The organism is Citrobacter sp. Cm038, from assembly GCF_030333105.1.
In the GTDB taxonomy this organism is placed as follows: domain Bacteria; phylum Pseudomonadota; class Gammaproteobacteria; order Enterobacterales; family Enterobacteriaceae; genus Citrobacter; species Citrobacter murliniae.
In genome coordinates, this window is record NZ_JAOWGO010000024.1 from 304,196 (window position 1) to 316,998 (window position 12,803).

The window sequence follows — 12,803 nt, forward strand, 5'->3', positions numbered from 1 at the left end:
ACTCACTGAGGCGCCCCAGAGGTTAAATAGTTATCAACAAATTATTAATAATAAATATACAAAACAGCAAAAAAGGGAACGCTAAATAAATTTCGTTTTCAAACTGGAATTCACTTATGAAAAATGAAAAGAAAAAATCGGGAATTGAACCAAAGGTTTTCTTTCCGCCATTAATAATTGTCGGAATACTTTGTTGGCTAACAGTAAGAGATCTTGATGCCGCTAATGTTGTTATTAATGCGGTATTCAGTTACGTCACCAATGTCTGGGGTTGGGCATTTGAATGGTATATGGTCGTTATGCTATTCGGCTGGTTCTGGTTGGTCTTTGGTCCCTATGCTAAAAAGAAATTAGGCGACGAAAAACCTGAGTTCAGCACAGCCAGCTGGATTTTTATGATGTTTGCCTCCTGCACCTCAGCCGCCGTGCTGTTCTGGGGTTCGATAGAGATCTATTACTACATCTCCACGCCGCCGTTCGCGCTAACGCCAGGATCGACACCGGCGAAAGAGATTGGTCTGGCCTACAGCTTGTTCCACTGGGGGCCTCTGCCGTGGGCAACCTATAGCTTCCTCTCAGTGGCATTCGCCTACTTCTTCTTTGTACGCAAGATGGATGTTATCCGTCCCAGCTCCACGCTGGTTCCCCTGGTCGGTGAAAAACACGCGAAAGGGTTATTCGGCACTATCGTAGATAACTTCTATCTGGTCGCGCTGATCTTCGCAATGGGCACCAGTCTTGGGCTGGCAACACCGCTGGTTACCGAGTGTATGCAGTGGTTGTTTGGTATTCCGCACACGCTGCAATTAGACGCAATCATCATTACCTGCTGGATCATTTTGAACGCAATTTGCGTGGCTTGTGGCCTGCAAAAAGGGGTCAAAATCGCCAGCGATGTGCGTAGCTACCTGAGTTTTCTGATGTTGGGCTGGGTGTTTATCGTCAGCGGTGCCAGCTTCATCATGAACTACTTCACCGATTCCGTCGGTATGCTGCTGATGTACTTGCCGCGCATGCTGTTCTATACCGATGCCATCGGCAAAGGCGGCTTCCCACAGGGCTGGACCGTCTTCTACTGGGCATGGTGGGTCATTTACGCCATCCAGATGAGTATTTTCCTTGCCCGTATCTCTCGCGGCCGTACTGTGCGTGAACTGTGCTTCGGGATGGTGTTAGGCTTGACCGCCTCTACCTGGATCCTGTGGACCGTGCTTGGCAGTAACACTCTGCTGTTGATGGATAAAAACATCCTCAACATCCCACAACTGATTGAACAGCACGGCGTGGCGCGCGCCATTATCGAAACCTGGGCCGCATTGCCGTTCAGCACAGCCACCATGTGGGGATTCTTTATCCTCTGCTTTATCGCCACCGTCACACTCATCAACGCCTGCTCATATACCCTGGCGATGTCCACCTGCCGTGAAGTTCGCGATGGTGAAGAACCTCCGCTGTTGGTACGTATCGGCTGGTCAGTATTGGTAGGTGTCATCGGTATCGTTCTGTTGGCACTGGGAGGATTGAAGCCCATACAGACTGCGATTATCGCCGGTGGGTGCCCGCTGTTCTTCGTCAACATCATGGTAACGCTGTCCTTTATTAAAGACGCCAAAGTGCACTGGAAAGATAAATAAGTTTAATTAACCCATTACTGAAGAGGCTTGAAGATGGATTTCAATTTGAATGACGAGCAGGAGCTGTTTGTCGCTGGTATTCGTGAACTGATGGCCAGTGAGAACTGGGAAGCTTATTTTGCCGAGTGCGATCGCGATAGCGTCTACCCAGAGCGTTTTGTGAAAGCACTGGCGGATATGGGCATCGACAGCCTTTTGATCCCGGAAGAACACGGCGGTCTGGAAGCGGGATTCGTCACCGTTGCCGCTGTCTGGATGGAACTGGGTCGTCTTGGCGCTCCAACCTACGTGCTGTACCAATTGCCAGGTGGTTTTAACACTTTCCTGCGTGAAGGAACCCAGGAGCAAATTGATAAAATCATGGCGTTCCAGGGCACCGGTAAGCAGATGTGGAACTCCGCGATTACAGAACCGGGAGCAGGATCGGATGTTGGCAGTCTGAAAACCACTTATACACGCAAAAATGGTAAGGTTTATCTTAATGGCAGTAAGTGCTTCATCACCAGTAGCGCCTATACCCCGTACATCGTGGTAATGGCAAGAGATGGAGCATCGCCGGATAAACCTGTTTATACCGAGTGGTTTGTTGACATGAGCAAAGCGGGTATCAAGGTCAACAAGCTGGAGAAGCTCGGCCTGCGTATGGATAGCTGCTGTGAAATCACCTTTGATGACGTAGAGCTGGACGAAAAAGACATGTTCGGTCGGGAAGGTAATGGTTTCAACCGCGTAAAAGAAGAGTTTGACCACGAGCGTTTCCTCGTCGCACTGACTAACTACGGTACAGCAATGTGTGCGTTTGAAGATGCGGCACGCTACGCGAATCAACGTGTGCAGTTTGGCGAAGCTATTGGACGCTTCCAGCTGATTCAGGAGAAGTTTGCGCACATGGCGATCAAACTTAACTCGATGAAAAACATGCTGCTGGAAGCCGCGTGGAAAGCGGATAACGGTACCATCACCTCTGGTGATGCAGCAATGTGCAAATACTTCTGCGCCAATGCCGCATTTGAAGTGGTAGATACCTCCATGCAAGTGCTGGGTGGTGTCGGTATCGCGGGCAACCATCGCATCACACGTTTCTGGCGTGACCTGCGCGTTGACCGTGTGTCCGGGGGCTCTGATGAAATGCAGATCCTGACATTGGGCCGTTCGGTATTGAAACAATACCGTTAAGTCGGCGCATCTGTAGGCCGGAGAGAGAGCTAAGCCCTCATCCGGAAACATGCCCGGTAGCGCTGAGCTTACCGGGCCTACAACTCACTGCCAGGAGCTAATTTATGAACCGTCTACCAATGCCCGCTTTTGGACCGCTGTCCGGATTACGCGTGGTCTTCTCAGGGATCGAAATTGCCGGGCCGTTCGCCGGACAAATGTTTGCCGAATGGGGTGCTGAAGTTATCTGGATTGAAAACGTCGCCTGGGCCGATACCATCCGTGTACAACCTAACTATCCGCAGCTATCACGCCGCAACCTGCACGCTCTTTCGCTCAATATTTTCAAAGATGAGGGGCGGGAAGCATTTCTGAAGTTAATGGAAACCACCGACATTTTCATTGAAGCCAGTAAAGGCCCGGCCTTCGCCCGTCGTGGTATTACCGACGAGGTGCTGTGGCAACATAACCCGAAACTGGTTATTGCCCATCTTTCCGGCTTCGGCCAGTTTGGTACCGATGAGTACACCAATCTCCCCGCTTACAACACCATTGCTCAGGCATTCAGCGGCTATCTGATCCAGAACGGCGACGTTGATCAGCCCATGCCTGCCTTCCCCTACACAGCCGATTACTTCTCAGGTATGACCGCAACCACAGCAGCACTCGCGGCGCTGCACAAAGTGCGTGAGACCGGTAAAGGCGAAAGTATTGATGTTGCCATGTATGAAGTGATGCTGCGTATGGGCCAGTACTTCATGATGGATTATTTCAACGGCGGCGAAATATGTCCGCGAATGACCAAAGGCAAAGACCCCTATTATGCCGGTTGCGGCCTGTATAAATGTGCCGATGGTTACATCGTCATGGAACTGGTTGGTATCACGCAAATCAACGAATGCTTTAAGGATATTGGACTGGCGCACATTCTCGGTACGCCTGAAGTGCCGGAAGGAACGCAGCTTATCCACCGCGTTGAATGTCCATATGGTCCGTTAGTCGAGGAGAAACTGGACGCCTGGCTGGCAACGCACACCATCGCTGAAGTGCAGGCGCGCTTTGCGGAACTGAATATCGCTTGTGCGAAAGTGCTGACCATTCCTGAACTGGAAGATAACCCGCAGTACGTTGCCCGTGAATCGATTACCCAGTGGCAAACGATGGACGGTCGCACCTGTAAAGGACCGAACATCATGCCGAAATTCAAAAACAACCCGGGGAAAATCTGGCGTGGCATGCCATCACACGGCATGGATACCGCCGCCATTCTGAAAAATATCGGTTATAGCGAAGCAGACATTAATGAGCTGGTCGGCAAAGGCCTGGCCAGAGTTGAGGATTAAACGCGACGCGCTGGCCAGTTCGTTTGGTTAGCGCTCACGCCTGATTTCAGTGGATAAGTAATATGGATATCGTTGGCAGACAAAACTTACGTCAGATGTGGGACGACCTGGCCGGGGTGTACGGAGATAAAACGGCGCTTATTTTCGAATCCTGTGAAGGAAATGTTCGACAGTTTAGTTATGCCTCGCTTAATGAAGAGATTAACCGCACGGCAAATCTTTTTCATTCCCTGGGGATCCGCAAAGGCGATAAGGTCGCATTGCATCTGGATAACTGCCCGGAATTCATTTTTTGCTGGTTTGGGCTGGCAAAAATTGGCGCCATTATGGTACCGATTAATGCCCGCTTACTGGGAGAGGAAAGTGCCTGGATCCTGCAAAACAGCCAGGTCAGTCTGCTGGTCACCAGCACCCAGTTTTATCCCATGTATCGCCAGATAAAGTTGGAAAATGAGACTCCGCTCAATCACATCTGTTTGATTAGCGATCATGTTCCAGCTGACGACGGCGTAAGTCACTTTTCCGACCTGAAAAACCAACAGCCAGCAACGCTGTGTTATGCGCCTGCGTTATCCACTGACGATACGGCGGAAATCCTGTTCACCTCAGGAACCACCTCTCGTCCCAAAGGGGTGGTCATTACCCACTATAACCTGCGTTTTGCTGGCTACTACTCCTCCTGGCAATGCGCCCTGCGCGACGATGATGTTTACCTGACGGTGATGCCCGCCTTTCATATCGACTGCCAGTGTACGGCAGCAATGGCGGCATTCTCTGCAGGCAGTACCTTTGTTCTGATAGAGAAATACAGCGCTCGGGCCTTCTGGGAGCAGGTACGTAAATATCAGGCGACGGTTACAGAATGCATTCCGATGATGATCAGAACATTGATGGTGCAGCCCGCTGCATCCACGGACAAGCAGCATCATCTGCGCGAAGTGATGTTCTATCTCAATTTATCGGTACAGGAGAAGGATGACTTTATCGCACGGTTTGGCGTCAGACTCCTGACCTCCTACGGCATGACAGAAACGATTGTCGGCATTATTGGAGACCGTCCGGGGGATAAACGACGCTGGCCCTCTATTGGGCGAGTGGGCTTTAGCTATGAAGCAGAAATCCGCGACGATCAAAACCGTCCCCTACCCGCCGGAGAAATTGGCGAAATCTGTATTAAGGGCGTACCGGGTAAAACGATCTTCAAAGAGTACTATGCACAACCGGATGCGACGGCCAAAGCGCTGGAGCCTGAGGGTTGGCTGCATACCGGCGATTCAGGTTACCAGGATGAAGATGGTTTTTTCTATTTCGTCGACAGGCGCTGCAACATGATTAAACGCGGTGGAGAAAATGTCTCCTGTGTCGAACTGGAAAATATTATCTCCGCCCACCCCAAAATTCAGGACATCGTCGTTGTCGGTATTAAGGACTCTATCCGTGATGAGGCGATTAAAGCTTTTATCGTACTGAATGAAGGTGAAACATTAAGCGAAGCAGAATTCTTCAGCTTCTGCGAACACAATATGGCGAAATTTAAGGTTCCCTCTTTTATGGAGATACGAACCGACCTGCCGCGTAATTGTTCAGGAAAAATAATCAAAAAAAATCTGAAATAACCCCTCTGGCGGGAATTCCTCCTGCCGGGAAATCTATACCCAATAGATTTCGAGTTGCATTGAGACGGCAAGTCCGCTCATCCCAGGAGCATAGATAACTATGTGAATTGGGTGAGCGGGCGCAGCTAACAAAAATGCAGCCTGAAAGACGAAGGGTATATTTTTGGAGATGAACTATGAGTGAATCATTACATCTGACCCGCAATGGCCCGATTCTGGAAATTACGCTGGACAGACCAAAGGCGAATGCCATTGATGCCAAAACCAGTTTTGAAATGGGAGAGGCTTTTCTTAATTTCCGTGACGATCCTGAATTACGCGTGGCTATTATCACCGGCGGCGGAGAGAAATTCTTTTCCGCCGGTTGGGACTTAAAAGCGGCGGCAGAAGGTGAAGCTCCGGATGCTGATTTTGGTCCTGGCGGCTTCGCCGGTTTAACCGAAATTTTCGACCTCAACAAGCCTGTCATAGCGGCAGTAAACGGCTATGCCTTTGGCGGTGGTTTCGAGCTGGCACTGGCTGCGGACTTTATCGTCTGTGCAGAAAACGCCAGCTTTGCGCTGCCGGAAGCGAAGCTCGGTATTGTGCCTGACAGTGGCGGAGTACTCCGTTTGCCCAAGCTGCTGCCACCGGCTATCGTCAACGAAATGGTGATGACCGGCAGACGGATGAGCGCCGAAGAAGCTCTACGTTGGGGGATCGTAAACCGTGTCGTCAACCAAAGCGAGCTTATGGACAGTGCGCGCGAACTGGCACAACAGCTGGTGAATAGCGCCCCACTGGCTATCGCAGCGCTAAAAGAGATTTACCGTGCTACCAGTGAAATGCCGGTAGAAGAAGGCTACCGCTATATCCGCAGTGGTGTGCTGAAACACTACCCGGCGGTGTTGCACTCTGAAGATGCGCTTGAAGGTCCGCAGGCGTTTGCCGAAAAACGCGATCCGGTGTGGAAAGGTCGTTAATGTTGTCATGCCGGATAGGCTTCGCTTATCCGGCCAACAAATACCGTATACCGCCATCCGGTAAAAATAAGGAATATCGTGAGCTATTACGCTTTTGAAGGTCTTATCCCCGTGGTACACCCGTCTGCTTATGTTCATCCCAGCGCTGTGCTGATTGGCGATGTAATTGTGGGTGCGGGTGTCTATATTGGCCCACTCGCTTCACTGCGCGGCGACTATGGTCGTCTGATCCTTGAAGCAGGCTCCAATCTGCAGGATAGCTGCATCATGCATGGATACTGCGACACCGATACCATTGTGCATGAGCACGGACACATCGGACACGGCGCGATCCTGCACGGCTGCGTGATTGGTCGCGATGCGCTGGTTGGCATGAACAGCGTAATTATGGACGGTGCCGTGATAGGCGAAGAAAGCATTGTCGCCGCCATGAGCTTTGTTAAAGCAGGATTTACTGGCGAACCAAGGCAATTACTGGTTGGGGCACCCGCCCGGGTAATACGAGAAGTGACGGATCAGGAATTGCAGTGGAAGCGAATGAATACCAGGGAGTATCAGGATCTCGCTGTGCGCTGTAGGGCTGGGTTACATGAAACCCAGCCGTTAACGCAGGTCGAAGAAAACCGTCCACGCCTCAAAGGCACAACGGAGGTAAAGCCCAAAACGGCTTCCTGATGGTGCCGGATAAGCATAAGCACCATCCGGCAAAGAAAAGATTACCGACGCATACTTTTTGACAGCATCATCTGCCATTTCTGCTCGCGATTAAGCTCACTAGGGGGAACAGCCGACATCCGTGGCGTTTTCCCAACACTCACTCTTTTTTCCTGCAGACCGTGGCTCAATCGGCTATAAAGCTGAGGATCAATTCTCACAACTTTCACCAGGCGCTGACACTGACATCCGCGACCAGCAAGCTGATTAGGGATCATCTTAACTTCACAAACAATTTCACTCACTTCCGAAAGAATATAAGAGAGCGTATTAATCGCTTTGCAATGTTCAATATCGAAATGACGGGAAATTTCTTTTGCCGTCACCCAACGATCTTCTGCCATAATCCAATCGGCAATTAACAAATAAAGCGGTCTTTCAACATATTCTTCACACATAAGCGCACCATTTCACAAATTAAAAATCTGGCTACGGCTTGTCCAAAATTAATAAAAACAAAGCCATATTAAAATTGTGTATATAAAGGATAGTATGCGACTTGAATGTTGATTAGTGTGAGCAACATCGCGCTTATTACATTGAAAATGTGGTTGTGGAATTCTATTTATCCAGGAATGACCTGATAGAGCAAAAAAAACGGCTCCTTTACAGAAACCGTTTCGAATTATATTTAAAGTCCGCTTAACGCAATTATCACCGGACCATCCAGATATTATTTATTGATCTGCGCGTGCATTTCCTGAACAGACGTCACCTTCTCTGTGGCATCCGCATTCAACGCCATCGCCGTGGCAAAACCACCGTTCAGGGTGGTGTCATAATGCACTTTGTACTGCAGCGCACTGCGACGAATCAGCTTGGAATCCTCAATCGCCTGACGACCTTCCGTGGTGTTGATGATGTAGGTGTATTCGCCATTCTTGATACGGTCCTGAATGTGCGGGCGACCTTCATGCACTTTATTCACCAGACGCGGGTTAATCCCGGCCTCCCCCAGAACAATCGCTGTACCGTGCGTGGCATCCAGCTCAAAACCAAACTTCAGCAGTTTGGCCGCAAGGTCGACGACGCGCTCTTTGTCGCCTTCGCGAACAGAGAGTAAAGCGCGGCCCTGTTTTTTCATGGTGGAGCTGCTACCCAACTGTGCCTTAGCGAACGCTTCCGCAAAGGTGCGGCCAACGCCCATCACTTCACCGGTAGAGCGCATTTCTGGCCCTAAAAGGGGGTCAACGCCCGGGAATTTGTTGAACGGCAGCACCACTTCTTTTACCGAGTAGTACGGTGGGATAACTTCTTTGGTGACGCCCTGCTGTGCCAGCGTTTTACCTGCCATCACTCGTGCAGCCACTTTCGCCAGCGGAACCCCCGTCGCCTTCGACACAAACGGTACCGTACGCGCCGCACGCGGGTTGACTTCAATCAGGTAGACTTCGTTATTCTTCACCGCAAACTGGACGTTCATCAGACCACGAACCTGCAGTTCGAAGGCCAACTTTTGCACCTGCTGGCGCATTACATCCTGAATTTCCTGGCTCAGCGTGTAGGCTGGCAGGGAACATGCTGAATCACCGGAGTGAACGCCAGCCTGTTCGATGTGTTCCATGATGCCACCAATCAGCACCATTTCGCCGTCGCAAATAGCATCCACATCCACTTCTACCGCGTCATCCAGGAAACGGTCCAGAAGTACCGGCGCGTCGTTGGAGACGCTAACTGCCGTCTGGAAGTAGCGACGTAAGTCGGCTTCGTCGTAGACGATTTCCATCGCGCGACCGCCGAGAACGTAGGATGGACGCACCACCAGCGGATAGCCAATCTCTTTCGCCTTCTCAACTGCCTGTTCGATGGCGGTGACGGTGGCGTTCGCGGGTTGTTTCAGTTTCAGACGGTCAACCGCGTGCTGGAATCTTTCACGGTCTTCTGCACGGTCAATTGCATCCGGGCTGGTGCCGATAACCGGCACACCTGCGGCTTCCAGCGCACGCGCCAGCTTCAGCGGGGTCTGGCCGCCGTACTGGACGATGACACCTTTTGGTTTCTCGATGCGCACGATTTCCAGCACGTCTTCCAGAGTTACCGGCTCAAAGTACAGACGGTCAGAAGTGTCGTAGTCGGTAGAGACAGTTTCCGGGTTACAGTTAACCATGATGGTCTCGTAGCCGTCTTCACGCAGTGCCAGCGAAGCATGTACGCAGCAGTAGTCGAATTCAATACCCTGACCGATACGGTTCGGACCACCACCCAGGACCATGATTTTGTCGCGATCCTGCGTTGGGTTCGCTTCGCATTCATCTTCATAGGTGGAGTACATATAAGCGGTATCGGTGGCAAATTCTGCGGCGCAGGTATCTACACGCTTATAAACCGGGTGCAGATTATACTGTTCGCGCAGCTTGCGGATTTCCGCTTCGCGCACGCCCGCCAGTTTTGCCAGACGCGCATCGGCAAAGCCTTTACGCTTAAGAGCACGCAGGAAGTCAGCATTGAGCCCGTTGATGCCAAGCTCCGCCACTTTTTCTTCCAGACGCACCAGTTCTTCAATTTGTACCAGGAACCAGCGGTCGATGTTGGTCAGGTTGAAGACACCATCGACGGACAGGCCTGCGCGGAACGCATCGGCGATATACCAGATACGCTCAGCGCCCGCATCTTTCAGCTCACGGCGAATCTTGGTCAGCGCTTCCGGGTCATCCAGGCTCACTTTAGGGTCGAAACCGGTAGCCCCCACTTCCAGACCGCGCAGTGCTTTCTGCAAAGATTCCTGCTGGGTGCGACCAATCGCCATCACTTCACCAACAGATTTCATCTGAGTAGTCAGACGGTCGTTGGCGCCGGCGAATTTCTCGAAGTTAAAGCGTGGGATTTTGGTCACGACGTAGTCGATAGACGGCTCAAAGGAAGCCGGAGTACGACCGCCCGTGATGTCATTCATCAGTTCGTCGAGGGTATAACCGACCGCCAGTTTTGCCGCCACTTTCGCAATCGGGAAACCGGTCGCTTTTGATGCCAGCGCCGACGATCGAGAAACACGCGGGTTCATTTCGATAACAATCAGACGACCATTTTTTGGATTCACCGCAAACTGGACGTTAGAACCACCGGTTTCCACGCCGATTTCACGCAGTACCGCCATCGAGGCGTTACGCATGATTTGGTATTCTTTATCGGTCAGCGTTTGCGCCGGAGCTACGGTGATGGAGTCACCAGTATGGATGCCCATAGCGTCGAAGTTTTCGATGGAGCAGACGATGATGCAGTTGTCGTTTTTATCACGTACCACTTCCATCTCGTACTCTTTCCAGCCAATCAGCGACTCATCAATCAGCAGCTCTTTGGTTGGGGAAAGATCCAACCCGCGTTCGCAAATTTCTTCAAACTCTTCGCGGTTATAAGCGATACCGCCACCGGTGCCGCCCATGGTGAAGCTAGGCCGGATAATGCACGGAAAGCCAACATCAGCGGCAACCGCGAGCGCTTCTTCCATGGTATGTGCGATACCAGAACGCGCAGTGTCGAGGCCGATTTTCTTCATCGCGATATCGAAGCGACGGCGGTCTTCAGCTTTATCAATCGCATCCGCCGTTGCCCCAATCATGGTCACACCGAATTCAGCCAGTACGCCCTGACGCTCAAGTTCCAGTGCACAGTTCAGCGCAGTCTGGCCGCCCATGGTCGGCAGTACCGCATCCGGGCGCTCTTTTTCGATAATCTTACGCACAACTTCCCAGTGAATCGGCTCGATGTAGGTAGCATCGGCCATTTCCGGGTCGGTCATAATGGTTGCCGGGTTGGAGTTTACCAGAATAACGCGGTAACCCTCTTCACGCAGGGCCTTACATGCCTGCGCACCGGAATAGTCAAACTCACACGCCTGGCCGATAACAATCGGACCCGCGCCCAGAATCAGGATACTTTTTATGTCTGTACGTTTTGGCATGGCTCTATTAACTCCTGATTATTTCGCGGACTGACGGTAAAGCTCAATTAACTCGATAAAGTGGTCGAACAGCGGCGCAGCATCATGCGGCCCCGGACTGGCTTCCGGGTGGCCCTGGAAGCTGAACGCCGGTTTATCAGTGCGGTGGATACCCTGAAGGGTGCCATCGAACAGCGATTTATGCGTTACGCGCAGGTTTGCAGGCAGCGACGCTTCATCCACCGCAAAGCCGTGGTTTTGTGCAGTAATCATCACGGTGTTGTTATCAATATCTTTAACCGGATGGTTGCCGCCGTGGTGGCCAAACTTCATCTTGATAGTCTTAGCACCGCTCGCCAGCGCCAGTAGCTGATGGCCTAGGCAGATGCCGAATACCGGAATATCGGTTTCGAGGAATTTTCCAATCGCGTCGATAGCGTAGTCGCACGGAGCCGGGTCACCAGGACCGTTGGACAGGAAAATACCGTCCGGATTCATCTTCAGTACTTCCTCTGCGGAGGTCTTCGCCGGCACCACCGTCAGGCGACAGCCGCGATCCACTAACATGCGCAGAATATTGCGTTTAGCACCAAAATCATAAGCCACAACATGGAACGGGAGTTCATCTGCAGATTTCGCTTCTGGCAGGTCACCTGCCAGCGTCCAGCTCCCCTGCGTCCAGTTGTAAGGCTCCGCAGTGGTGACTTCTTTCGCCAGGTCCATTCCGTTCAGGCCTGGGAAGGCTTTCGCTTTTTCCAGCGCCAGAGCTGCATCCGGGTTATCCCCTGCAATGATGCAGCCATTCTGTGCGCCTTTTTCACGCAGCAGACGAGTCAGCTTACGGGTATCAATATCGGCAATCGCCACAATGTTGTGACGCTTCAGGTAAGAAGAGAGGTCTTCAGTATCGCGGAAGTTGCTGGCAATCAGTGGCAGGTCGCGGATGACCAGACCTTGCGCATGTACCTGAGAAGATTCTGCATCGGCTTCATTGGTGCCGACATTGCCGATATGGGGATAAGTAAGAGTGACGATTTGGCGGGAATAGGAAGGATCAGTGAGGATTTCTTGATAACCGGTCATTGAAGTATTGAAAACGACTTCCCCAACCGCCGAACCTGTTGCCCCTATGGCCCGACCGTGAAACTGGGTTCCGTCTTCCAGAACCAATAGCGCTGACTTAATCAAAACACCCTCCAGAGAATATTCACTCACTTTATTTGCATATTAATTCATTAAGACAGAATGAATCAATGCAAATTTGCTTACCTATGGATTTCTGGCAAACGGCGGCATTCTAGAGACAGCCCAGCTAAAAGTCTACCCAAAAGGGCAATTTTTATTATTATTTTACGCAACTGGAATGAAACATGCGATTTAACAGGCAAAAAGATCAGCTAAGTGGGGGTGGAAAACGCTTGCGGAACTTATCGAGCGTGAAAAATAGCTTACACATGAAAAAAAGTAGACCATTTGGTCAAAATTTACATTTAATCTACAAA

9 protein-coding genes are annotated in these 12,803 nt (G+C 51.2%); 6 read left to right on the forward strand and 3 right to left on the reverse strand.

The genetic code is table 11. The features are described 5' to 3' along the window. Positions 1-116 precede the first annotated feature (116 nt). The 6 genes from caiT (at position 117) to caiE (ending at position 7,385) form a co-directional block, all read left to right on the forward strand. Complete coding sequence (gene caiT / locus OGY01_RS18750; RefSeq protein ID WP_045439665.1) at positions 117-1,634, forward strand: L-carnitine/gamma-butyrobetaine antiporter; 1,518 nt, start codon at positions 117-119, stop codon at positions 1,632-1,634. 33 nt (positions 1,635-1,667) lie between these two features. Then, a complete protein-coding gene (gene caiA / locus OGY01_RS18755) occupies positions 1,668-2,810 on the forward strand; it encodes a crotonobetainyl-CoA dehydrogenase (RefSeq protein WP_045439656.1) in 1,143 nt (380 codons plus the stop codon). 104 nt (positions 2,811-2,914) lie between these two features. Further along, complete coding sequence (gene caiB, locus OGY01_RS18760) at positions 2,915-4,132, forward strand: L-carnitine CoA-transferase (RefSeq protein WP_045439653.1); 1,218 nt, start codon at positions 2,915-2,917, stop codon at positions 4,130-4,132. Between the two features lie 62 nt (positions 4,133-4,194). Further along, a complete protein-coding gene (caiC, locus tag OGY01_RS18765; protein WP_048222077.1) occupies positions 4,195-5,748 on the forward strand; it encodes a crotonobetaine/carnitine-CoA ligase in 1,554 nt (517 codons plus the stop codon). 176 nt (positions 5,749-5,924) lie between these two features. Continuing rightward, positions 5,925-6,710 (forward strand): crotonobetainyl-CoA hydratase, encoded by a 786-nt coding sequence (gene caiD, locus OGY01_RS18770; RefSeq protein WP_045439647.1) that lies wholly within the window; start codon positions 5,925-5,927, stop codon positions 6,708-6,710. A gap of 78 nt (positions 6,711-6,788) precedes the next feature. After that, complete coding sequence (gene caiE, locus OGY01_RS18775) at positions 6,789-7,385, forward strand: carnitine operon protein CaiE (protein WP_045439644.1); 597 nt, start codon at positions 6,789-6,791, stop codon at positions 7,383-7,385. A gap of 41 nt (positions 7,386-7,426) precedes the next feature. Here the strand turns inward: caiE and caiF are convergent, their stop codons facing one another. From caiF to carA, 3 genes are all read right to left on the reverse strand, one after another. After that, positions 7,427-7,822, reverse strand: a complete 396-nt coding sequence (gene caiF, locus OGY01_RS18780; RefSeq protein WP_045439642.1) for a carnitine metabolism transcriptional regulator CaiF — start codon at positions 7,820-7,822, stop codon at positions 7,427-7,429. Between the two features lie 275 nt (positions 7,823-8,097). Then, complete coding sequence (gene carB / locus OGY01_RS18785; RefSeq protein ID WP_045439640.1) at positions 8,098-11,322, reverse strand: carbamoyl-phosphate synthase large subunit; 3,225 nt, start codon at positions 11,320-11,322, stop codon at positions 8,098-8,100. A gap of 18 nt (positions 11,323-11,340) precedes the next feature. Next, positions 11,341-12,489 (reverse strand): glutamine-hydrolyzing carbamoyl-phosphate synthase small subunit, encoded by a 1,149-nt coding sequence (gene carA, locus OGY01_RS18790; RefSeq protein WP_045439637.1) that lies wholly within the window; start codon positions 12,487-12,489, stop codon positions 11,341-11,343. Between the last annotated feature and the right edge of the window lie 314 nt (positions 12,490-12,803).

Excerpts from the sequence above, each read along its gene's own strand:
- caiD (WP_045439647.1), top strand. The coding sequence starts at position 5,925 with ATGAGTGAATCATTACATCTGACCCGCAATGGCCCGATTCTGGAAATT.
- caiB (WP_045439653.1), top strand. The coding sequence starts at position 2,915 with ATGAACCGTCTACCAATGCCCGCTTTTGGACCGCTGTCCGGATTACGC.
- caiA (WP_045439656.1), top strand. The coding sequence starts at position 1,668 with ATGGATTTCAATTTGAATGACGAGCAGGAGCTGTTTGTCGCTGGTATT.
- caiT (WP_045439665.1), top strand. The coding sequence starts at position 117 with ATGAAAAATGAAAAGAAAAAATCGGGAATTGAACCAAAGGTTTTCTTT.
- carB (WP_045439640.1), bottom strand. The coding sequence starts at position 11,322 with ATGCCAAAACGTACAGACATAAAAAGTATCCTGATTCTGGGCGCGGGT.
- caiC (WP_048222077.1), top strand. The coding sequence starts at position 4,195 with ATGGATATCGTTGGCAGACAAAACTTACGTCAGATGTGGGACGACCTG.
- caiF (WP_045439642.1), bottom strand. The coding sequence starts at position 7,822 with ATGTGTGAAGAATATGTTGAAAGACCGCTTTATTTGTTAATTGCCGAT.